Source organism: Deinococcus piscis (genome assembly GCF_014653275.1).
Lineage (GTDB): Bacteria > Deinococcota > Deinococci > Deinococcales > Deinococcaceae > Deinococcus > Deinococcus piscis.
Window position 1 is genome coordinate 14115 of sequence record NZ_BNAL01000012.1, and the last position, 21947, is coordinate 36061.

Annotated in this window: 18 protein-coding genes and 2 CRISPR repeat arrays (1 of these 20 only partly in view); of the genes, 7 read left to right on the plus strand and 11 right to left on the minus strand. The window is 65.8% G+C overall.

Features of this window, described 5'->3' with window-relative positions:
* A CRISPR array of direct repeats spans positions 1-465; the repeat unit is 29 nt; unit sequence CGGAACATCCCCGCCTGCACGGGGAAAAC; it begins 1455 nt to the left of the window's first position.
* Positions 466-531: 66 nt separating this feature from the next.
* The 7 genes from cas2e to casA are packed head-to-tail and all read right to left on the minus strand — an operon-like array spanning position 532 to position 6668.
* Positions 532-870: a type I-E CRISPR-associated endoribonuclease Cas2e gene (gene cas2e, locus IE158_RS06140; RefSeq protein WP_189642786.1), complete on the minus strand. Its 339-nt coding sequence runs from the start codon at positions 868-870 to the stop codon at positions 532-534.
* Between the two features lie 12 nt (positions 871-882).
* A complete protein-coding gene (cas1e, locus tag IE158_RS06145; RefSeq protein ID WP_189642787.1) occupies positions 883-1815 on the minus strand; it encodes a type I-E CRISPR-associated endonuclease Cas1e in 933 nt (310 codons plus the stop codon).
* A gap of 3 nt (positions 1816-1818) precedes the next feature.
* Positions 1819-2475 carry a type I-E CRISPR-associated protein Cas6/Cse3/CasE gene (cas6e, locus tag IE158_RS06150; protein ID WP_189642788.1) on the minus strand — a complete coding sequence of 219 codons (657 nt, stop codon included), beginning with the start codon at positions 2473-2475 and terminating at the stop codon, positions 1819-1821.
* On the minus strand, positions 2472-3179 hold the full coding sequence (gene cas5e / locus IE158_RS06155) for a type I-E CRISPR-associated protein Cas5/CasD (protein ID WP_189642789.1): 708 nt from the start codon (positions 3177-3179) through the stop codon (positions 2472-2474). The genes cas6e and cas5e overlap by 4 nt, the downstream gene beginning before the upstream one ends.
* Entirely contained in the window at positions 3180-4337 is a 1158-nt protein-coding gene (cas7e, locus tag IE158_RS06160; protein WP_189642790.1) for a type I-E CRISPR-associated protein Cas7/Cse4/CasC, read from the minus strand.
* Positions 4334-4969: a type I-E CRISPR-associated protein Cse2/CasB gene (gene casB / locus IE158_RS06165; protein WP_229838945.1), complete on the minus strand. Its 636-nt coding sequence runs from the start codon at positions 4967-4969 to the stop codon at positions 4334-4336. Before casB ends, cas7e begins: the two co-directional genes overlap by 4 nt.
* Positions 4956-6668 (minus strand): type I-E CRISPR-associated protein Cse1/CasA, encoded by a 1713-nt coding sequence (casA, locus tag IE158_RS06170; RefSeq protein ID WP_189642827.1) that lies wholly within the window; start codon positions 6666-6668, stop codon positions 4956-4958. Before casA ends, casB begins: the two co-directional genes overlap by 14 nt.
* A 764-nt stretch (positions 6669-7432) precedes the next feature.
* Between casA and cas3 the strand changes: the two genes are divergently transcribed.
* On the plus strand, positions 7433-10336 hold the full coding sequence (cas3, locus tag IE158_RS06175) for a CRISPR-associated helicase Cas3' (protein ID WP_189642792.1): 2904 nt from the start codon (positions 7433-7435) through the stop codon (positions 10334-10336).
* On the opposite strand, the gene IE158_RS06180 is transcribed toward cas3, so the two are convergent.
* From IE158_RS06180 to serB, 4 genes are all read right to left on the minus strand, one after another.
* Complete coding sequence (locus IE158_RS06180; protein WP_189642793.1) at positions 10318-11370, minus strand: helix-turn-helix transcriptional regulator; 1053 nt, start codon at positions 11368-11370, stop codon at positions 10318-10320. The two genes, cas3 and IE158_RS06180, sit on opposite strands and share 19 nt — an antisense overlap.
* Positions 11371-11428: 58 nt before the next feature.
* Entirely contained in the window at positions 11429-13138 is a 1710-nt protein-coding gene (locus IE158_RS06185; RefSeq protein ID WP_189642794.1) for a tetratricopeptide repeat protein, read from the minus strand.
* 75 nt (positions 13139-13213) lie between these two features.
* Positions 13214-13534, minus strand: coding sequence for a hypothetical protein (locus IE158_RS06190; RefSeq protein WP_189642795.1), 321 nt, complete (start codon positions 13532-13534; stop codon positions 13214-13216).
* Between the two features lie 163 nt (positions 13535-13697).
* A CRISPR array of direct repeats spans positions 13698-14641; the repeat unit is 29 nt; unit sequence GTGTTCCCCGTGTAGGCGGGGATGTTCCG.
* A 13-nt stretch (positions 14642-14654) separates the two neighbouring features.
* On the minus strand, positions 14655-15533 hold the full coding sequence (gene serB / locus IE158_RS06195) for a phosphoserine phosphatase SerB (protein ID WP_189642796.1): 879 nt from the start codon (positions 15531-15533) through the stop codon (positions 14655-14657).
* 130 nt (positions 15534-15663) lie between these two features.
* On the opposite strand from serB, the gene IE158_RS06200 reads away from it, so the two are divergent.
* From IE158_RS06200 to IE158_RS06220, 6 genes are all read left to right on the plus strand, one after another.
* Positions 15664-16812, plus strand: a complete 1149-nt coding sequence (locus tag IE158_RS06200; protein WP_189642797.1) for a phosphoserine transaminase — start codon at positions 15664-15666, stop codon at positions 16810-16812.
* A 35-nt stretch (positions 16813-16847) separates the two neighbouring features.
* Positions 16848-18455 (plus strand): phosphoglycerate dehydrogenase, encoded by a 1608-nt coding sequence (gene serA / locus IE158_RS06205; protein ID WP_189642798.1) that lies wholly within the window; start codon positions 16848-16850, stop codon positions 18453-18455.
* Positions 18456-18554: 99 nt separating this feature from the next.
* On the plus strand, positions 18555-19886 hold the full coding sequence (locus IE158_RS06210) for a PhoX family protein (RefSeq protein ID WP_268248061.1): 1332 nt from the start codon (positions 18555-18557) through the stop codon (positions 19884-19886).
* Positions 19862-20293, plus strand: coding sequence for an alkaline phosphatase PhoX (locus IE158_RS13690; protein WP_268248062.1), 432 nt, complete (start codon positions 19862-19864; stop codon positions 20291-20293). Before IE158_RS06210 ends, IE158_RS13690 begins: the two co-directional genes overlap by 25 nt.
* Before the next feature lies 1 nt (position 20294).
* Positions 20295-20588, plus strand: a complete 294-nt coding sequence (locus tag IE158_RS06215) for a hypothetical protein (protein WP_189642799.1) — start codon at positions 20295-20297, stop codon at positions 20586-20588.
* Positions 20589-20738: 150 nt separating this feature from the next.
* Positions 20739-21923: a mechanosensitive ion channel family protein gene (locus IE158_RS06220; protein ID WP_189642800.1), complete on the plus strand. Its 1185-nt coding sequence runs from the start codon at positions 20739-20741 to the stop codon at positions 21921-21923.
* Positions 21924-21947: the final 24 nt, after the last annotated feature.

Sequence of the window (21947 nt, forward strand, 5' to 3'; positions counted from 1 at the left end):
CTCCAGGGCCGGAACATCCCCGCCTGCACGGGGAAAACTCTGTGTGATGAGCTGCTGCTGAGCGCGGCTGCGGAACATCCCCGCCTGCACGGGGAAAACAGCCGACTCAGGGCCGCGAAAGCCCGGTCCCACGGAACATCCCCGCCTGCACGGGGAAAACCGGATGACCTCCAGCTGGAGCGGGGCCAGGTGCGGAACATCCCCGCCTGCACGGGGAAAACGGTCATGCCGTTGCTGACACCCACGCCTACAGCGGAACATCCCCGCCTGCACGGGGAAAACTCACCCGGCGGGGGTGACGCTTTTTGCCCCGCCGGAACATCCCCGCCTGCACGGGGAAAACCGGCACCAGGGCCTCCAGGGGCACGCGGTCGCCGGAACATCCCCGCCTGCACGGGGAAAACTAAGGTGGCAGGAGTAAATATGGAATACGCAACGGAACATCCCCGCCTGCACGGGGAAAACACTTCTCCTGTCATGCTTCTCGGCCCAAAGGAGCCGTTTGGTATCCTCACACACCCTGGATACAGATCACAATGTTTCCCACTCCTCCTCGTCCTGTGCCATGAAGTCGGGCAGAAGCTTCTCGTAGCGGGCGTCTTTCACGGCCACCAGTTGGTAGCCTTCTATGTTCACCAGTTGCCGCCGAGCCTCGCCGTGCATCCGGATGGTGAAACCCTGCTCGCCATTGCTGCGAAACAGCTGGGTGCAGCGGCCAGCGCGGGCGTGCTGCACGACCTTGTCCCACAACAGGTCGCGGACAGTGGCACTTACCGCGCCGACATACACGCCGGTCTGCACCTCAATCAGCCAGCGCGAAAGCTCGCCGCGCAGCGAGTCCGGCACCTTTTCCAGGGTCATTACCACCATGCGCCCACCTGCTCAGGCATAGTTTTTACCCCCAGCGACGTCGCCGTCCGGGTCGTAGAGGTCGCCCACGTCTTCTCCCTGTGGGTCGTCCTTGTACTCGTCGTCAAAGAGGGTGAGCAGGTCGTTCGCCATACGCTCCAGCAGGCGCGACTGCCGGATGTGGTCGCGTAGGGCGAGGCGTACCCGGCGGTCAATGTCCTCGCCGCCTTTGGCCGCTTCCTGAAAGGCGATGGGCGAGACGATTTCCATCTTGTACAGGTCGGTGATGTCGTAGACCAGGCTCAGCTGCTTGCCGGTGTGGACAAAGCCCAGCGCGGGCGTGTACCCACAGCTCAGGATGGCAGCGTGCGCCAGCCCGTTCAGGCAGGTGTTCCCGGCACTGATGGCCTTGTTGATAGGGGTTGCGTCGTCCCAGTTGGCGCGGTTGTACTTGCGCTCCTCCCACCGCACGCCGTAAGTGCTGCTGTAGCGCGAGTACAGCGCCTTGACCCGCGCCCCCTCGCGCCCGCGAATCTGTTGCAGGCTCAGGTCATCCGGCAGCCCTTCGGGAAAACGCATGGTGTACATCTGGCGGATGATCCGCATGCGGCTCTTTTCATTGGCCCACAGCCGGGCCTGGCGCATCAGGCGGTGTGATTTGCTCGCCTCGCCCACGCCCGCTGCGTAGAAGCGCACGCCCTGTTCGCCCACCCAGACCACCGAGCAACCTGTGCGGGAAAGGGCGGTCATCGCGCTGTGTGACACGCTGCTGCCAGGGCCGAGCAGCAGCACGCCCAGGCTGGCACACGGAATGGAAATCATGCCTTCGGGGTGAAACGCCTGAATGGAGCGGTCATTCTGCTCCAGCACCGTGTGTTCGAGGTATAGGTACGATGTGCCGTCGCGGAACTTGGGCAACTCGCGCAGGTTCTGCCGCTTCCAGATGATGGGGGTGCCTTCGGTCATGGGCTACCCCCGCGCGAGGCTCAGCAGGCCGAAGCCCAGTGCCTTGGCCTTGCCGATGCCTCCCTGAACCGTGGCAGCCAGTTCGGCGGGGTCTTCTACCCGCAGGAGTCCTTCAAAGGTGACCGCGAAGAACGTCATGGGCGGGCCACCCCGCGCCTTGTACAGCCGCACGTTGCCGCTCTGGGCGATGTCGGCCCCAATGAGCGAAAAGCCGCCGCGTTCGCCCTGGCGTTCGAGCCAGTCCACCTGCTCCTTCGCGCCGCGCAGGGCCTCGCGTTTGGTGCGCGGTTCGGCGGTCTTGTCCTGCCCATCGCGCCAGCGGTTCGCAGTCACGTTGGCCCGCAGACGGAAAGCCAGCGTCTGGCCCGCTTGGAGGCCGGACAGGTCAAAGGGTTTGACATGCGGCTCGGCCTGAAAGTAGTCGGGCGAACGCGCAGCAATGGCGTCCCAGTCGGGCCGGGACACGCTCTGCACCAGCAGACCCTGCGGGCCGTCGTCACGCCACAGCAGGCGTTCGCCCTCGGGCAACGGGCCGGGAACTTCGCCCGCATTCGGGAAAGCCCAGCGCAGGGTCTGGTGCAGGCTGTAGGCGCTGCGGAGGTCGTTTGACGCTTGCCGGTCACGGGGGTTCAGAAAGAGGCGGGAGAGATAAAGGCTCATGCGCTGGCCTCCTCTGGTGCGGGCCAGTTCCGGAGAACGAAGGGGTCGGCGGGAACGTCCAAAGCGCCCGTGACGGTCAGCACTTCCCGCGAGCGGTAGCGGCGCTGCGCGAAGGGGCCGTCCGGTACGTCCTGCCGCCGCGAGGGAGACGCCGCTTTATGCAGGGCCTGTGGCACCGCGTCCCGGTCCAGCACGAAACGGTACGGCTCCCCGTCCTGGCGGCGGCGCAGGCTGGGCGCTTGCTGAAGTGCGTCCCAGAGCGGTAACTCCAGCGGCGGCTTCGCAAAAATCGGCAAGCTCGCCTGAAAAGCCTTGCGCCCCAGCGAAAGCGGCCAGTGAGGGGCCTGCAAAGCCGCGTACAGGCGGTGCAGAAACTCGGTGTCCTGCCCCTCCAGCCCCGCCCAGAAGGCTGCGTCCGACAGATAAAAGCGGGTGGTCACGTCCGTCTTGGTCTTGGGGTGGCCGGGGTGAAGCTGCGCGGTGTGGTAATCGCGGCCCGCGCCGCCCTCCCGGTCCACCCGCACGCCGAAGCGTAGGCGCGTGAGGTCGTCTATCGGCGCGGCACGGTCGATGCCCAGGGCCGCCGCACACAGGCCCAGCACACCGCTGCGGGTCGGTTCGGCCTCGGTGTCGCGGTCGTCAAAGCGGCTGCGGCTGCCCCACGCCTGCATGGGAGCCACCAGCCTCAGAAGCAGGGTCGCCATTTACTGCTCCAGCGCACTCATGGCTGCGGCAACCGTGCCCTCAATCAGCGCGTCCACCGACGGCATCTCGGTGCCGAACACTTCAGCCGCCCCCTCACGGGCGATGAACCGGGCCTGTCCTGCATCCCCGAAAACGCTGTTTTGCCATTTCATCTCGTCGGCCAGCGCCTCGGTACTGGGCTTCAGATAACCGCTGCCCCGCTCGGCCACCACGCCTTTTTCAAAAGCATTGGCAAGGTTGCGCGGCGAAGCGTTGGTGCGAACGACTTGCACCATCAGTGCGGGCAGGTTGTGCGCGGCGAAGGTGTTTTGCTTGCCCGTCGGCGCAGCGAAAATGCTGGCGTACAGGAAGGCCCGCAGCCCCTTTTCTAGCAGTTCGCGGTCGCCTTGCAGGTTGTCCAGCAGCTTTTGCAGGTCAATGGCGGCGTAGCGGTACATCGTCGCGCTGGCGAATTCTACCGTGCCCAGCATGTCGGCCCCGGCATTGTCCTGCGGCTTGAGGTCGTCCACCGCCGTGTAAAAGTCGTACTGCCGCTCGCGCAGCGCGTGGGTGGAGATGGGGTGCGCCACCTGCGCCGCAGCGTCGGCATTTTTGTCGGGCAGGTCGGCCAGCATCCGCCCGAACAGGGCCACATCTACCGCCTTGGAGCCGTTCAGGGCACCCTTGAGCTGTGCGTTGAGGTCGCCGCTGAGCGCCGCTTTTTTGCTGGCTTTCTTCTTCTTGCCGCCCTCGGGTTCAGGCTCGGGCGCAGCCGCCTGAAACTCGCTCCAGTTGTTGCTGACAATGTCGGCCACACGCTGCAATTCGTCGCGGCCCAGAAACAGCAGGTACTGGCTCTTGCCTTCCTTGATAGGCAGACCCAGACCGCCCAGCGCCAGTTCTGCGGCGGCCAGGCGCTCGGCGTCGGTGCTGCCTTGGGCCTGAATGCGGCGGGCAATCTCCTCGTGGGCACGCTTGGTGCGCTGGCCCAGTTCGGCTTCGCTCAGAATCTGGCGCTGGGCAAAATCCTGCCGCATCGCCCGCTTGAACGACTGCGACGAAATCCGCAGGCGGCGCGTACCCCCGAAAAAAGCGTCCTTGGGGCTGCCGGTGTCGTCACGGTTGAGGTTGCTGGGGGCGAAATTCTGGAGGTAGTGCAGTTCGAGGATGGCTTTCATGCGGTGGCTCCTTCCGGGGCAGAGGGTTGGGCGGGTTCGGTGGGTTCGTCAGTGGGGGCGGCGCTGCCTTGCGGCGGTTCGCGGTGAATCTCGCTGTAAAACTCCCTGGCCCAGCGGCGGCGGACCGGATCGCCCCAGTGCAGCAGGTCGCTTGCCAGACGCACCCAGTCGGGCGTTAGGTCTTCGGTGGCGAGCAACATCACCGCCTGGCGCATCTGGTAATTCAGACCGTCACGGTCAGCGTCCAGCAGGGCCAGAAAGCGCTTTTCGGTGCTGGGCCTTGCTCCTTGGGCCACATACAGGCGGCCCATCAATCGGCCAATGCTGGGGGCCTGTTCGGCTTTGGCGGCAGCTTCGGCTTCGCCAGAGATGTCCGGTTCTTCACCTTCGTCGCGGGCCTGGGGTTTGAGGGCGTACAGCCCGGCCAGCAGTTGCAGCGCATCTTTGGTGTGCTTGGGCGCTGCGCCGTAGCCGGTACGGGCGTACAGTCCTTCCAGCCAGTACACGCTGCGCTCGTCACCGCCCAGGCCGCGCCGGAGCTGCGCCAGTGGGCCGCGTTCCAGCCGCGCCAGTTCATTTACGAAGCGGGCAACCCGGTCATCCGCCGCCCTGTTCTCTTTAATTTGGGTCACTTTGACCTCCTTCTTCTCCGAGCAGCGTGCCCAGCGCTTTAAGCAGCAGCCCCTGCGACTTTTGCACCGCCCGCAGTCCGGCAGCATTCAGGCCAGCGGCTTCCTCGGCCACATTCCAGCCGCGCAGGGCCGAGCGCCGCAGGGCCGCGTGCCAGCGCCGCGTGGCCTGCACCGGGTCACGGTCCAGCTCCAGCAGATAGGCGCGGAAAGGCGTTTCCAGCGACTGCCAGTAGGTCGGGGTGGCGGGAATCTGGTCAGCCAACTTGGTGATATCGGCGCGGTCGGGGCTGCGGTCACCGCCTTTACTCAGCAGTTCCTGCGCCATCACGAACACCGAGCGGCGCAGGGCCTCGCCCACCGTAGTGGCGTCGTCCAGCGACTGCCTGACGTAATTCCTGAACTTGTCCGGGTTTTCGATGAACGCCTGTGGCAGCGTGTACGACTCCTGCCGCATGGCGAACGCCTTGCCCTGGTCGGTCAGTTGCCCGAACACCTGCACCGGAATGACCGGATGCCGGGCGTGGGCATCGGGCAGGGGGGCGTCCCAGTCCTCGGCTTCGTCCTGACTGGGACGCCCAGAGAGGGAGAGTTGGGCCTGCGCGTGGGCCAGCTCCATCACCTCTGCAGCGTGGAGCAGCACTTCCGGGGCGCGTCCGGGCTTGGTCTTGACCTTGCCCTTTTTGCCTTCGGTGACGGCAGCGGCGGGGTCCGGCAGCAGGGCGGTCAGGTCACGCCACAGCAGGCGGTCCCGGCTGAGCTTGTACGGGTAAGGCTCGCTCTTGTCATCGCGGCTGGGGCGCAGCGTGACCATCGGGTCGGTGTTGCTGCCACTGCCTTCACCTGCGCCCGCCAGCGGCACACCCGCGCCAAAGCCGATGCTGCGCACACGCACCCCTTCCGGCGTCTCTTCGGGAAGCAGCAACACGCTGCGGCTGGGCCACCCATAGCGGCTAGCGTACCCCTCGGCAGGGCGGGCCAACGGTTCCTTGCCTGCATAAATGCGCTGAATATCGGCCACGCTGAGCGGCGGCTGCTCCCACACCGGCAGGTCTTTGGCCTGCATGGACGGCGTGTAGGGCGTCAGATTCAGCGCCAGCGTCTGCTGCAGGTCGCTCCCCTCCGCCAGAAAGAGGGCAGCGGTGGCGACAGGGGCCGCCCGCGCTGAGGTCGTAAACCGTTTAATCAGCCCACCGAGCGCAAACGACTGGTGCGCCAGCAATTGCCGCGCCGCCTGCGCGGGCGTGAGCGTGTCGCTGCGGTCACCGCCGGGCCGGGCTTCCACGTTGAACAGCGCCGTGGTATTCGGACTGCCTTCCTCCGTGCTCAGGCGCGTCCAGTGGCTGCGGAAGTTTTCGCCCACCTCGGCGGGATTCAGGCCCGCCATCTGCATGAACGGCTGCGGCCCGAACAGATCGAAGCGGCCCGCATACCGGCTGAGATACGCTTCCACCCTGTCCGCGGGAAAGCCATGCAGATACCACTCCGCCGCCCCTTTGGCATCGGCTGGCCCAGCCAGGGCGCGGTGCAGGATTGCCAGATGCAGGCGGTATAGCGCCGCCGTATGCAGCGGGTGGCCCGCGTCAATGCGTCGGTACAGCGTAGGCCGGAGCAGCGTGTCGCGCAGGGACACTTCTGCCTGCGTGCCGTCTGCCTTCAAGACAGGAATCCAGGGTTCATCCAGTATAGAAAAATGTGCCAGAAACCATCACCTCCTATGGGATGGATTATTGGAACTGGGTGTCGTCTGTACGTCGCGCAACTGCCTATGCAAGGAAGTTTTGCGGATTTTTTGAGTGTATGGAACTCAAGGAAGCCCATATACTCCGAGCCTCCCTGGTCCTGAACTTCAGCAGTATCCGTGTCTTCTACCCCATAACTCGGCAAATTCAAGGTTCATTTCTTCTGCAAAGAAGTCCATGAACTCATCCACAGATCTGGGTTTGCGTAAACGCGCACGGCGAGTTGCAGAGGTGAACATCTGTCTCAACTCGTAGTCATCTATGTCACTCACTCTTTTGACCTCATAAGCTCTAGAGAGTAGGACCCCCCGCCATGCGATAAACTGACGGAGCAATCCAATCACAATTCGGTTGCCGTAAGGCCCCTAATCGCCCCCCGACTGGTACTCGCGGGGCAGGGCTTTCTTACATCTACATTAAAAGCACAATCTCACTAGAAGTTAAGCGCTGTGTTCAGCGCTTTGGTACTTGGTCCTACTATGTGAGTAGTAAAGCTCGCCTAGGCCTTGAGATTGGGATAAAGCAAAAAATCCCCTCCAGCAAGGGGAAATCATACACAGCGCTATGTTCTCCGCTATGGTACGGGTCATCCCCGCTTGGCGAGGAGCTTCCACCCTAGCAATTCCTCCAGACGGATGCTAGAGAAGCGCAAATTATATGAGTCTCTTTTGTCCAGCAATTATCCGGTGACAGCCTGACGACAGCTCCGGTCTAGGCTGGCGGCATGACCCTCTCCAATTTGCCGCCCGTGACGCAGGTCACCGCTTCTCTGTGGGCCAAAAGTCCGCGCCAGCCCGGCGAGGTCAAGCTCGGCGTGCTGGAACATCTGCTGAATGTGGCCGCCTGCGCCGCCGAGATTCTGGAACTGGAACCGCCGCAGGTGGGCGCACAGATGGCCGCCGACCTGGGCCTGAGCCGGGAGCAGGGGCTGCCCTGGGTGCTGGCACTCATCGCGCTGCATGACCTGGGCAAGGCGAGTCCGGCCTTTCAGGTGCTCTGGCCCGGCGGCAAGGCGGAGGTAGACACACGGCTAAACTTTTCTGAACTGCTCCGGGAGCCGTATACGCCGCACGGTGTGGCAACGGAGGCCCTGCTGCCCGCGTTCCTCCAGTCCCTCGGGTGGAGTGCAGCACTGACCAAACAGGTGGCCGATGCGGTGGGCTGCCACCACGGGTTCCGGGTGGAAGATACCCGGCAACTTGACCTGGCTGAAGCCCAAAAGGGCAGTGTGGGCTGGGAAAAAGTTCGCCGCGAACTGTGCCGCCTGGTGTGCCGGGCCGTCGGGGCCGAGTACACTGCCGTGCCCACCGTGACCGAACTCTCCGCCCCCGCCTTTATGCGCCTGGCAGGTCTGACCAGCTTTGCCGACTGGCTGGGCAGCAGCTTTCCCCTGCCCACACAGACGGACTTTTCTGCCTACGTGGACCCAGCCGCCTACTTTGCCAGGGCCAGGGCGCAGGCCCGCGAAGTGCTGCGCGAACAGGTCCACTGGCCGCAGTTCTCTACCCTGCACCCACACTTGCCGCCGCTGGAGGAGGCCTTCGGGTATCTGGCGGGAGGCGACTTCAGGCCGCGCCCGCTGCAAACCGCACTGGCCGGGGCTCTGGCGCAGGCCAGCGGCCCCGCACTGGTGCTGGTCGAAGCGCCGATGGGCGAGGGCAAAACCGAAGCGGCGCTGTACGCCTACCTTCAGCTTCAGCACGCAGCGCAGCACCGGGGGCTGTATGTGGCCTTGCCGACCCAGGCCACCGGCAGCGCCATGTTCGGGCGGCTGGTGGAGTTCCTGCGGGCGCAGGGGTCCGAAAAAGCCGTGAGCATCCAGCTCGCGCACGGGGGCACATTGCTGAACGACGAATTTCAGGAGCGTGTGACAAATACGCAGCTGTTTTACCGCACCAATACCGACTCGGAGAGCGCCGACTCGGTGGCCGCCGTTCGCGTGGAGGAATGGTTCACCTCACGCAAGCGGGCGCTGCTGGACGAATTTGGCGTGGGCACAGTGGACCAGGCGCTGCTGGGGGTACTGGGGGTGTCGCACCAGTTCGTGCGGCTGTGGGGCCTGGGCAACCGTGTGGTGGTGCTGGACGAGGTTCACGCCTACGACACCTACACCTCCGAACTGATTGCCGCGCTGGTGGCCTGGCTGCGGGCGCTGGGGTCCAGCGTGGTCATCATGTCGGCCACCCTGCCGGACGAAAGCCGCCGCCGACTGCTGGCCGCCTGGGGCGCAGCAGATATTCCTGACGCCGCGACCTACCCGCGCTGGACGGTGGCGACGCAGATGGTGGCGACGCAGGCGGGCGCGGTCACGTCAGGCACTGTCCCGGCCACCGACGCGGCAGGCAACCGCAGCCGCCCTGCGCAGCAGATTGCTCTGCGGCCCCTTGCCAGCAGCACCGAGGCGGTGGCGCGGCAAGCGGTGGACCTCACTGTAGGGGGCGGCTGCGCGGCAATCATCGTCAACACGGTGCAGCGGGCACAACAGGTGCAGCGCGAAGTGGTGCGGCTGCTCCGGGAACAGGGAATTGCGGCACAAACCTGCACAGCAGGCGGGCCGAAGGGCGCAGAGAAGCTGGGCGTGCTGCTCTACCACGCCCGCTATCCCGCCGACGAGCGGCAGCACCGGGAAAAAGCCGTGCTCAAGTACCTGGGCAAGGGCGGCCTGCGCCCGGAGCGCTTCATCCTGATTGCCACGCAGGTGGCCGAGCAAAGCCTGGATTTTGACGCCGACGTGATGATTTCCGACCTGGCCCCAGTGGACCTGTTGCTCCAGCGGGCCGGGCGGCTGCACCGACATGCCCGCCCGCCCGAAAGTCGGCGTGGGCACACCCAGCCTGTGCTGTATGTCTCCGGCCTGGATGCGTGGCCCGCCGAAGCGATGCAGGCCGAAGCGTGGGGCCGCGTCTATGCCCCCGCGCTGCTGTACCGCACCTGGCGCACGCTTCAGGGCCGCGCTGGGCTCACCCTCCCGGACGAGTTGGACCCGCTGGTGCAGGAGGTGTACGGAGCGCCCGGTTCGGTGCACGACCTGCCTGACGAGCGCCGCGAAGCGGTTGAACGCGCCGAGGCCCAACTCCGCAGCGTGCGTGAGGGGCTGGAGTCCAAGGGCCGGTCTGCCCACATCGGCCTGCCGGACGAATTCTGGTCCACGCCCCTGCACCGCCACCCGGAAGAACCCGACACCGAGAGCGTGAACGACGACGCCCTGGCCGGAGAAGATGACTTCCCGCGCACCCGGCTGGGCGACAAGAGCGTGCGACTGGTTCCGGTCAGGCAGCGGGCCGATGGGGTCTGGGTGGTGTGCCCACCGCCGGGGGCCATGCAGCCGAAAAATGAACCCTGGACGGAACTGGTCACCCAGCACCAGACTCTTCAAAAGGGAGACACGGAAACGGCCAAGCGCATCTACCAGCGCTCACTGGGTGTGGCGCGCTGGGAGCTGGTGGCTGCCGCCGAACGCGGCGACCTGTGGCCGCACGGGCTGGGCAGCGGCCATAGGGGCTGGCAGACGCACCCCCTCCTGCGTGATGTGCAGCCGCTCGACCTGACCGCCGGGCACCGCGACTTCGGCAAAGTGCGTGTGCGCCTTGACCCCGAGCTCGGCCTGGTCTACGAGTCGCTGCCGTAGCGCCGCACGGCCTCGCGCAGCTCCGCGAGCCAGTGCTCGCGCACATGCGGGGGCGACAGCACCTCGGCGCGTGGTCCCCAGCCCAGCAAGAAGGGCATCAGCTCGCGGGGAAGGCCGCTGGCATCGGCCCCGGCGCAGAACTCAGCCTCGACACTGCCGTCTGCCAGCTGCCAGTACTGCATGTTGGGGTAGCCACCTTCCAGCACCCGGTAAGCGGCGTCTGGTGTAAAGCGCACGCGCACCGTGATGGGCGCTCCGCCCCCGATCACGCCCCAAGCATCGCTCAGAAAAGTGCGGGGGTCAAAACAGGGATCAGGCTGGTAATCGCTGTCTAGCACCTGCAAATTCAGCATCCGCGAGAGCTTGAAAGTGCGCACTGCCCGCCGCCGTTTTTGCTCCAATCCGATCACGTAGGGGGCCAGATTGGTCCGGCTGATCTCGATAAAGTACACGCACAGTTCGTTCTCGCGTTCCAGTTCACCGCTGGGCCGCTGATAGTCAAAGCGCAGGACCCGCCGCTCCAGCCAGGCCTGTGACACCCGCTCCAAGTCGCGCTCACCGAGCTGGGCCGCGCCGTTGTCCACCACCGAATCATTCAGGGTGTGCCGCAGCTCAGCAGGCAACATCCGCGCAATTTTGTCCAGGGTTTCGCGCACGTGCCGGTTCTGGCCCGGCGACTGATGGTAGGCGAGCCGCAGCGCCGTAAATGCGGCCAACGCTTCGGGTGGGGTCAGCCCCTGGCCGCGCTCCTCAATGCAGTAGGCGCGTGGCGAGCTGTGAGGCTTGAAGGTGATGGCATGGCCCATTTCTTCCAGGGCTTCCAAATCGCGCTGAATACTGCGGATACCCACCCCGAACTGCTCAGCCAGCTGGGCCGCCGTGCGGTGCCGCGACGCCAGCTCGCGTGGGATTTCGGTCAGGCGGCGGGCCTTATCCCAGGTCTTGGCCTGGCGGTTGGCGCGCTTGGGGCTCAGATCGGGATCACCCCAGCTGTCGGAAACAGGGGGAAGCTGCGTCGGGAGTGGATCGCCCATGCCAGCCACTTTGCCTGCCGGGTGACGCCCGGCTGTCACCCCACAGCGCACAGGCCACTCAGGCCAGAAAATCTGCGTCTTTCTGGCGCAACTCCTGCTCACGGTCCGTCACCCAGGCAAAGTCTAGGCCACTGAGGAACTCGGCGTCGGCCAGCGACTCCCCAGCCGCCTGGGCCTGCGCCACGTCGTAGTGCCAGTCCACATCCGGCGAGAGGCGGTAGCCCCGCTGCGCCGAGAGCACACTGTCCGGCCAGCCCAGCGCCGTTCGGAGGGCCGCCACCGCTTTGGACGCCCGCTGCTTGGCCTGCCGCAGTGAGCGGGGACGCTGGTCATCGAGCACTTCGGTCAGCAGGTCGCTGCTGCACTCGCCCCGGCCTTCGAGCAAGGCGACCAACACCAACAGGGCCTGGGGAGGCACTTCGGTGCGTCTGGCCCCCACGCGCACTTCGGGGCGGCCCAGCGCCCGCACGCTGACCTGCAGCCGCCCTGTGTCGCGCAGCGGGGCAGGCCGCTGATCCAGCGCCAGGAGGCCAAACAGGTCCGGGAAGGCGTGGGCTTCTTCGCGCACCCACAGCAGACTCCGGTCCAGCGTGCCCAGCAGCGCCAGGGCTTCTCCCTCGTCGCCCTGCCGCCGGGCCAACTCGGCGCGGACCAACGTGACCCGGTCGCGGTCTTCCCGGCCCAGCGGTCCGGTGCGGCTCAGGGCGTCCAGCACCCTGGCACTGTCCAGGGAGGGGAGCGCGACCAGGGCGGCGGCGATGTCGGCGTACACCCAAGATTCTTCCTGCTCCCGCTCCTGCTCTACACTCTGCGCGGCGCGGGTCAGGTCATCCAATGCGGTCAGCGGGTGGCCGCTCAGCCGCCAGGTGTGCCCCCGCCCACGCCGCGCCTGACGCAGATCATCCTCATCACTGGCCCTTAGGGCCGCCTCTTCAGCCTGGCTGTACAGATGCCGGGCCGCCGCCCACTCGCCGCGCACCCGCCGCACCGCTGCCTGCCCAGACAGGGCGCGGCTCAGAAAGACGGCGCTCCCCTTTTGCGCCCGCGCCATGTCCGCAAAATACCGCTCGGCCTCGTCCAGCCGGGCGGCGTGCAGGCAGATCAGGCCCATGCTGTTCAGTGGCCAGGGGCACAAGGGATCATGGCGCAGCAGCTCGTGCGCCTGGGCAAAGGCGGTCATGGCTCCGGCCTGGTCGCCGGTCCGCGACAGCACGGCGCCCCATTCCATCAGGGTGATGCCCCGGGCCCGGCCCGTGCAGCGCGTCAGGGCCTGAGCAAACGCCTCGGCCCAGCCGGGCCGGTCCAGCCGCGCCAGCGACTGCCCGCGTGAGCGCCAGACCAGCAGCTGCTCGAACTCGGTCAGCTCGCCTTGCCGTGCCAGCGCCGCTTCGGAGGCCGCCAGAGCCGCGCCGTCTTCTTCGTGCTGGCTGAGGGACCAGGCCAGATAAGCGTGCAGGCAGGGCCAGTCCAGGCCTTGATCCAGCGCCGCTTGCACCTCACAGCGCACCTTTCCGGCCCCACCCGGCAGGTTCCCCAGCAGCCGCAGCCGCACGCTCTGGGCTTCGGGCTGCTGGCGAACCTGATCGGGAAATTGCCCCAGCAAGTCGAGCAGCGCCGTGATTCGGGCGGACCCCTGCACCTGCCGGGCGGCGCGCGTCAGGGTCCGCAGCGCTTCTTCTGCCCGGCCTACCTCCAGCAGCCCCTGTACCGACGCTTCCCATTCCGCAGCGCTGACGCCCGCGTCCCGCTCCCCCTCTGTCCCTGACATACGCTCAGCATAAAGCGGCGGCTCCCCCGCCCAGCACACCGCCGGACTTGGGAGCCGCTGCGGGCCGACCAAACTTCAGCCGGTGCCGCCGCCGGTAATCTTGACATCGTCGCCCAGGGCAACAGCGTCTCCCGCCGCCGAAGCGGGCAAGCTGGAAAGGCACAGGGCGAGCAGGGCAAAACGGAACAGGGCATGGAACATGGGTGGACCTCCAGAGGTCAGCGGCACGGTGGCCGCGCATAGGCCGCCCTCCCACGCACCCGCCGGGGTGTGTGGAGCGTGCAGGACACTCGGCACTGCGCTGAGGAAGGCCAGGACGAAACGGTGTCGTGGCGTAAGCCGCGCAGCCGGTGAGGGCTGAAACCCCGCTGTGGTGGGGGTTTTCTCTCGCGACACCGTTACTCTGGAGGCGCACCGCGTCTAAACATGACATCCGCACCAAAGGCGCTACACTGCGCCTCAGGCCCAGGCCTGCGCTCTATGAAAATGTGTGCTATATCCAGGCCCTGCGGTCAGACCAGAAGGGCCAGAACTGGCCAGAAGTGCGTGCTGGTGAAGTGTGTTCCCCGTGTAGGCGGGGATGTTCCGTCCACGCTGCGGGCAATCGTTCTGATTTCTCGGTGTTCCCCGTGTAGGCGGGGATGTTCCGAGCAGCGCCACTGGATAGCCGACCAGCTAGAAGTGTTCCCCGTGTAGGCGGGGATGTTCCGTCACGCAGGGCCAGGTGCACGGTGAGCAGTCCGTGTTCCCCGTGTAGGCGGGGATGTTCCGGCGTCCGCGCCCGCGTGATGAATTTCGATACGGTGTTCCCCGTGTAGGCGGGGATGTTCCGCACACACCATCCCCTGGGCCCCCGAAGCTAGAGTGTTCCCCGTGTAGGCGGGGATGTTCCGAGACACATGAGGCGATCGAACGCCGCGTCGCGGTGTTCCCCGTGTAGGCGGGGATGTTCCGACCAGGTGTGAGTTACAGACTCACCAGGGTATGTGTTCCCCGTGTAGGCGGGGATGTTCCATCGGCGCTGTCGGCGCTACCCGGTGCGCTGGCGTGTTCCCCGTGTAGGCGGGGATGTTCCGGGCCTAGGCAGGTGCGGAGACATCCCTGGCACGTGTTCCCCGTGTAGGCGGGGATGTTCCGTGGAGACGATTTCGCCCAGCGCAGGGTCACGGGTGTTCCCCGTGTAGGCGGGGATGTTCCGAGGCGGGCGGCGAAATCCTCGCGCAATCTGAGGTGTTCCCCGTGTAGGCGGGGATGTTCCGTGGCCGTGCCGCCCGCCGCCAGGGCACGCCCCGTGTTCCCCGTGTAGGCGGGGATGTTCCGTACAACCACGAGAGAACCACTCCACCGGAAGTGTGTTCCCCGTGTAGGCGGGGATGTTCCGGTGTCGAGTGAGTGCCCCACCCGGTGCTGTCCGTGTTCCCCGTGTAGGCGGGGATGTTCCGCTGAGCGGGGCATTCAAAACCGTAATGGAGGCGTGTTCCCCGTGCAGGCGGGGGTCTTCCCCATCAAGTGCAACTTACGAAAAGACAAACTCGCTCTTGGCGTAGCCCTGAAGGTACAGCAGCGCCGTCAGGTCGCCGTGGTGGATGCGGAGATCACACTGCGCCGCCACGGCGGGTTTGGCATGCAGGGCCACACCAGCGCCGGCCAGCCCCAACATGTCCAGGTCGTTGGCCCCGTCACCGACGGCCAGCACGTCCTGCGGCCTCAGCCCCAGCCGGGCGGTGATGTCCAGCAGGGCCTCCACTTTGGCCTGGCGGCCCAGAATGGGGTGGGCCACTTCGCCCGTCAGCCGCCCAGACTGTGTCAGCAGGGTGTTGGCCCGGTACTCATCGAAGCCCAGCTGCGCCGCAACCCCCTCAGCAAAGGCCGCAAAGCCCCCCGATACCAGCGCCGCATAAGCTCCGTGTGCCCGCATGGTGGCGACCAGCTCGCGTCCGCCCGGTGTGAGGGTAATCCGCTCTGTCAGCACCTGCGCCACGGTGCTTTCGGGCAAGCCGCGCAGCAGCCCCACCCGCGCCAGCAGGGCCCCGCCAAAGTCCAGTTCGCCGTTCATGGCGCGGGCCGTAATCTCGGCGACCTGCGGTCCCACACCCGCTGCCGCGGCCAGCTCATCAATACACTCCTGGGCAATCATGGTGGAGTCCATATCGGCCAGCAGCACGCGCTTGCGCCGGCCTTCACTGGGCTGAGCGGCCAGGTCTATGCCCTGGGCCTGTAACTCGGCCCACACCGCCCAGAAGTCCCCTGGCAAATGCGCCAGCTCGAATTCGGCGGCCTCGCCAGGGGATAGCCAGCGCAGCCCGTGGCCCTGCCAGCGGTCCAGCAGTGCCCCGGCCCGCTCGGCACTCAAAGAAGGATGGGAAGGCGCGGTCAGCAGGGTGGCCGTATACATAAGTCTGCCCAGCCTACTGCCTGACGGTCAGACAAGTCCCGGCTGCAACAAACTTCTGTCAACCCTGACAGGGTGTCACCCGGCCACGAGACAGGTTGCGCGTATAGCGAGCGTATGTTTATAACTGACTATGGAAGACCCTTTACGCCCAGCCGTGCGGCCCGCCAATCCCAACTTCTCTTCTGGCCCCTGCGCCAAGTTTCCAGGTTTCCATCTGGGCCTGCTGAGCGGTGCCCCACTGGGCCGTTCGCACCGCTCGGCCCCTGGCAAGGCCCGGCTGGCCGAGGCGATAGAGCTTACCCGTAACGTGCTGCACGTGCCGCCGGACTACCGCATCGGCATCGTGCCTGCGTCGGACACGGGAGCTGTCGAGATGGCGCTGTGGTCCTTGCTGGGCGCACGCGGCGTAGAGGTGCTGACCTGGGAGAGCTTCGGTGAAGGCTGGGCGGCGGACGTGACCGAGCAACTGGGCCTGAACGCCACCATACGCCGCGCCCCTTACGGCGAAATCGTGGACTTTGCAGCCGTGGATTTCAGCAACGACGTGGTCTTTGCCTGGAACGGCACCACGTCCGGCGTGCGGGTGCCGGATGGCGACCTGATCCCTGCGGACCGGGAGGGCCTCACCATCTGCGACGCCACCTCAGCGGCTTTTGCGGTGGACCTTCCCTGGGAGCGGCTGGACGCTGTGACTTTTTCCTGGCAGAAAGTGCTGGGCGGCGAAGGTGGACACGGCATCTTGGTGCTGTCACCACGGGCTGTGGAGCGGCTGGAAAGCTATACCCCCGCCTGGCCGCTGCCCAAAATCTTCCGTCTGACCCAGGGGGGCCGCCTGATAGAAGGCATTTTCCGGGGCGAAACCATCAACACCCCCTCCATGTTGTGCGTCGAGGACTATCTGGCTGCGCTGCGCTGGGCGCAGTCGGTGGGCGGGCTACCCGCGCTGATCGCCCGCTCCCAGGCCAACGCGCAGGCTGTGGCGGACTGGGCCGCCGAGCGCGACTGGGTCGCCAATCTCGCCGCCGACCCGGCCACCGCCTCCACCACTTCGGTGTGCCTGCGCTTTACCGATGAGCGCATCCGGGACGCGGACGCTTTTGCAGCGGCCATCGCCAAGCGGCTGGACGCAGAAGGCGTGGGCCACGACCTGGGGTCTTACCGCGACGCCCCAGCGGGCCTGCGCATCTGGTGTGGGGCGACGGTAGACACGTCAGACGTCCAGGCCCTGCTGCCCTGGATTGACTACGCCTTTCATACCGAGCTGGCTGCCCAGGCCTGAGCCTGCGCCCCTCTTCCCCATCCAAAGGAGTGCTTATGACCCCCAGAGTTCTTGTATCCGACGCCCTGTCGGAAACTGCTGTTCAGATTTTCCGTGACCGTGGCGTAGAAGTGGACTACCAGCCCGAGCTAGGCAAGGACCCCGCCCGCCTGGCCGAAATCATCGGTGAATATGACGGCCTGGCGATTCGCTCGGCCACCCGCGTGACCCCGGAATTGCTCGAACGGGCGGCCCGGCTCAAGGTGATTGGCCGCGCCGGAATCGGGGTGGACAATGTGGATATCGCGGCGGCGTCCAGGCGAGGCATCATCGTGATGAATACGCCCTTTGGCAACAGCGTGACCACCGCCGAACACGCCATCGCGCTGATGTTCGCCGTGGCGCGGCAACTGCCCGAAGCGAGTGCCTCGACCCACGCGGGGCGCTGGGAAAAAAACCGCTTTATGGGCGTGGAGCTGACCGCCAAGACGCTGGGCCTGATCGGTGCGGGCAACATCGGCTCCATTGTGGCGGACCGGGCGCGGGGGCTGCACATGAAAGTCATCGCCTATGACCCCTTCCTGTCCGAGGAGCGGGCGCTGGAACTGGGCGTGCGCAAGGTAGAGCTGGATGAGCTGCTGGCCCGCGCCGATTTCATCACGCTGCATGTGCCGCTGACCGACAAAACCCGCAACCTGCTGTCGCGTGAGAACTTGCAGCGCACCAAGCCAGGCGTGCGGATCATCAACGCGGCGCGGGGCGGCCTGATTGACGAAGACGCCCTGGCCGAGCTGATTGGGTCGGGCCACATTGCTGGCGCGGCGCTGGACGTGTTCGCGCAGGAGCCAGCCACCGAGTCGCCCCTGTTCGGGCTGCCGGGCGTGGTCGTGACGCCGCACCTGGGCGCAGCCACCACCGAAGCGCAGGAAAACGTGGCGCTGCAAGTGGCCGAACAGATGTCCGACTACCTGCTGAGCGGCGCAGTCCATAACGCGCTGAACATGCCCTCGGTGACCGCCGAGGAAGCGGCGCGGATGGGACCGTGGATTCATCTGGCACGTCACCTGGGGGCCTTTGTGGGGCAAATGGTGGCGGAGCCGATGTCTGCGCTCCACATCACCTACGACGGAGTCGCGGCTGGCATGAACACGGGCGCACTGAATGCCGCGCTGATTTCGGGCCTGATGAAGCCCAGCAACCCTGACGCCAACATGGTTTCTGCCCCACTGATGGCCCGCGAGAAAGGCATCCAGGTCGCCACCACCACCCAGGACCAGGCAGGCGCGCAGCAAGCAGGCAGCCTGGGGGGCTTCATCCGGCTGGACGTGACCACAGAGAGCGGCGAGCGCTCGGTGGCCGGGACCGTGTTCAGCGACGGCAAACCGCGCTTTATTCAGATTCGCGGCATCAACCTGGACGCTGAAGTGGGCCAGCACATGCTCTACACCCGCAACCGCGACGTGCCGGGCGTGATCGGGTCGCTGGGCACATCACTGGGCGACCTGGGCGTGAACATCGCCAACTTCACGCTGGGACGCTCGGCGCAGGGGGACGACGCGATTGCCATCATCTATCTGGACGCACCCCTGCCCGAAGCGGCAGCCCAGGCTCTGCGGGAAAGTGGCAAGTTTTTGCAGGTCCGGCCCCTGACGTTCGAGGTTTAGCAGCGGCAGCGGCCCCCCGGCTGAGGCAGCTGAACCCCCGCACCTCTTGCGCGGCGGCCAGCTGACCACAGCCTGACAGGGTTCCCGCAGGCTAAGCGCATGTCTCATCACCCTGAGCAGCCCCACGAAAAGCGCTCGTTCTGGCACCAGTTGCTGGAGACCCGAATCAGCCGCCGCACGGCGATTGCGGGTGCAGCGGCCACCGCTGCTGCGGCCAGCCTGCCGGTCAGCTTCGCGCAGGCCCAGCAAAGCGGTGTGACCACTGCCAACAACGGCGCACCGCTGGGCGTGACGCCCCGCGAAAATGCCCGCTCCTACCCGCCCTTCCGCCCCATCGAGCCGACCCGCGCCGACGCCATCACCTTGCCGCCGGGTTTCCGCTACCAGATTCTGGCCCCCTGGGGCGAAGAATTTACCGAAGATGGCCGCACCATCGGCTTTAACCATGACTTTATCGGCTACTTCCCGGCAGACATGCTCGAAGGCGGCCACAGCAGCACCGACGCTTACCTCACCATCAACCACGAGTACGTGAACTCGCTGTTTCTGGGCACCGAGGAGCGCACCCCCGCCAACATCGAAAAGGAAAAGCGGGCCATGGGTGTCAGCGTGGTGCGCGTGCGCCAGCAGGGCGGCGAGTGGAAAGTGGTCAAGGACGCCAAAAACCGCGCCGTGGACGGCCTGGCCGACATCGAACTGACCGGCCCGGTACGCGGCTCGGAGGCCGTGAAGGGAGCCACCACGGTCAAGGGCACCGTGGGCAACTGCTCGGGCGGCCAGACGCCCTGGGGCACCCTGCTCACCTGCGAAGAAAACGTGGACGGCTACACCAAAGCCTGGCCTGACAGTGGCTACGAAGCCATGCACCAGGGCTGGGTCACCGAAATCGATCCCTTTGACCCCGCCTGGACCCCCAAAAAGCGCACCGGCATGGGCCGCTTCCGCCATGAGAACGTGGCTCCTGGCCGCACCGCCGATGGCCGCTTCGTGGGCTACATGGGCGACGACATGCAGGATTCGTGTGTGTACAAGTTCGTGAGCCGCAACCCCATCAGCGGGGACCGCAACGCTGACCGTGACCTGCTGGCCGAAGGTGACCTGTATGTCGCCAACTTCGGCAACGGCAGCTGGATTCTGCTGGACTACGACAAGAACAAGAAGCTGCAGGAAGCCAAGAAGGACGACAAGCCGCTGTTCAGCAGCCAGGCCGAAGTGCTGGCCGACGCCCGCGCCGCCGCGCTGGCTGTGGGCGGTACCCCGGTGGACCGCCCCGAAGACATCGAGATTCACCCGCTGAACGGCGACGTGTACATTGCCCTGACCAACAACTCCAAGCACGGCAACTACTTCGGCCATATCGTGCGCCTGACCGAAGCGGGCAGTGACCACGCCGCCGTGAGCTTCAAGTGGGCAGTGACCACGCCGCCGTGAGCTTCAAGTGGGACGTGTTCGCCTACGGCGGCCCCAGCGCCGGCTTTGCCAGCCCCGACAACCTGGTCTTTGACCCTTACGGCAACCTGTGGATGGTGACCGACAACTCCGACCTGGGCAGCAACCCCATCAAGGACTTCCACGGCAACAACGCCATGTTCTTCATGCCCACCGAAGGCCCCAACGCGGGCAAGGCGTACCGCTTCGCTGTGGGCCCAGTCGAAGCCGAGATGACCGGCCCGGTCTGGTCGCCCGACGGCAAGACGCTGTTCGTGTCTATCCAGCACCCCGGCGAGGACTCCGAAAGCCTGGACAAGCTGACCTCCAACTTTGCCGCCGCGCCCGGCAGCCGCACGCCCCGCCCCACCCTGGTCGCCATTCAGGGCTTCCCCGGTTGGAAGGCCTGAGATGACGCTGCCGACCTACCGCGCGGAGCACATTGTGCAGGGCGAGCCGCTGATGATTCACGCCCTGGAAGACTTTGTGGGTGAGCTGACCCGCCAGCGCCCCTGGCTCAAGGCCCGCTACGAAGAAGCCCTGGAGGCCGTGGATGACCTGCTAAGCGCAGACACTCCCGCCACGCTGAGCGCTTACCTGAGCACCGACCCAGCCGCGCTGCTGGCCGCCCTGCCCGGGCAAGAACTGCTGGCCGAAGCGCTGGGGGCGTTCAACGACTACCTGCGTGAGTGGCACTGGGTCTAAAAAGTTTCCACTTATCAGTCAACCGGGCCACCAGTGGGCCCGGTTGTTTGTTGCGCCGTTTCCCCTCCCCATTGGCCCTGAGCCGCATCTGGCCGCTAAGATAAAATGCGCTGCACTGCTCCGCAGGGGTGCGCCGCGAAGGAAGACGGGATGTGGGAAGAACTTCAACTTCAGATTGTTAAACCGGCGGCCTGGTTCAAGTTCGGGCTGAGCCTGATTGTCGCCGTAGCGCTGTACCGCCTGGGCCTGACTGTACTGCGGCTGCTGCGGCCCCGCATGAGCGCGGGCTTTTATCCAGCGCTGCACGCCTTGCTGCTGCTGAGCACCTTGCTGCTGTTGCTGGCACTGAGCACCCAGGCTTTCTATCTGACCTCCAGCCCGCTGTTTGGCCTGGGCAGATCGGTGATTGAGGCCCTCCAGGCCACCGGCGGGCAACTGCTGCTGATCGTGGCGCTGGCGCTGGTCGCCTGGTCGCTGATTGGGGAAGCCGCCGGGCGTATCGTGCCCAGCGACGAGTTCAACCGCCGCACGGTCCGGGTACGGACGCTCAAAAGCGTGGTGGAAAGCACCCTCAAGGCAGTGGTGCTGTTTACTGCGCTGATTGCCCTACTTCAGACCATCGGGGTCAATGCCACCAGTCTGCTGGCCAGCGCCTCGGTGCTGGGCCTGGCGGTCAGCTTTGGGGCACAGAACCTGATCAAGGACATCTTCAACGGGTTTTTTATTCTGCTCTCCGACCAGTACGGCGTGGGCGACGACATTGAGCTGAATCTGGGTGCGGTGTCGGGCACGGTGGAGGCCATTGACCTGCGGACCACCTCGCTGCGCGACCTCAGCGGCTCGCTGCACATCATGCAAAACGGCCAAATCACCGCCATCAGCGTCAAGAGCAAGGACTGGGCGCGGGTGGTGGCTACTGTGGACGTGGCCTACGAGGCCGATGTGGACCAGGCGATCCGCGTGCTGGAACAGGTCAGCCGTGAACTGTACAGCGACGAGAAATGGCGCGGCCACTTTCTGGACGAGCCCGACGTGCAGGGCGTCACAGCCCTGGGCACCGACGCCATTACCCTGCGCGCCCTGTTCAAAGTCGCTCCCAAGAGCCAGTATTCGGTAGGCCGCGAGTTCAACCGCCGCATCAAGATTGCGATGGATACGGCAGGCATCAGCATTCCCTATCCGCAGCGCCGCATGAGCTTTGGCGACGGCCCCCTGGAAATCCGGCTGATGCAGGACGCCCCCACAGGCCAGCGGCCCACCACACCCGCCGAACAGGACCGGCGCACTCTGCCGGTTGAGCCCGGGTTGACCCACGACCCGGACCCATCGCGCTGAAAGAGACGGTAGCAGGCGGAGTGG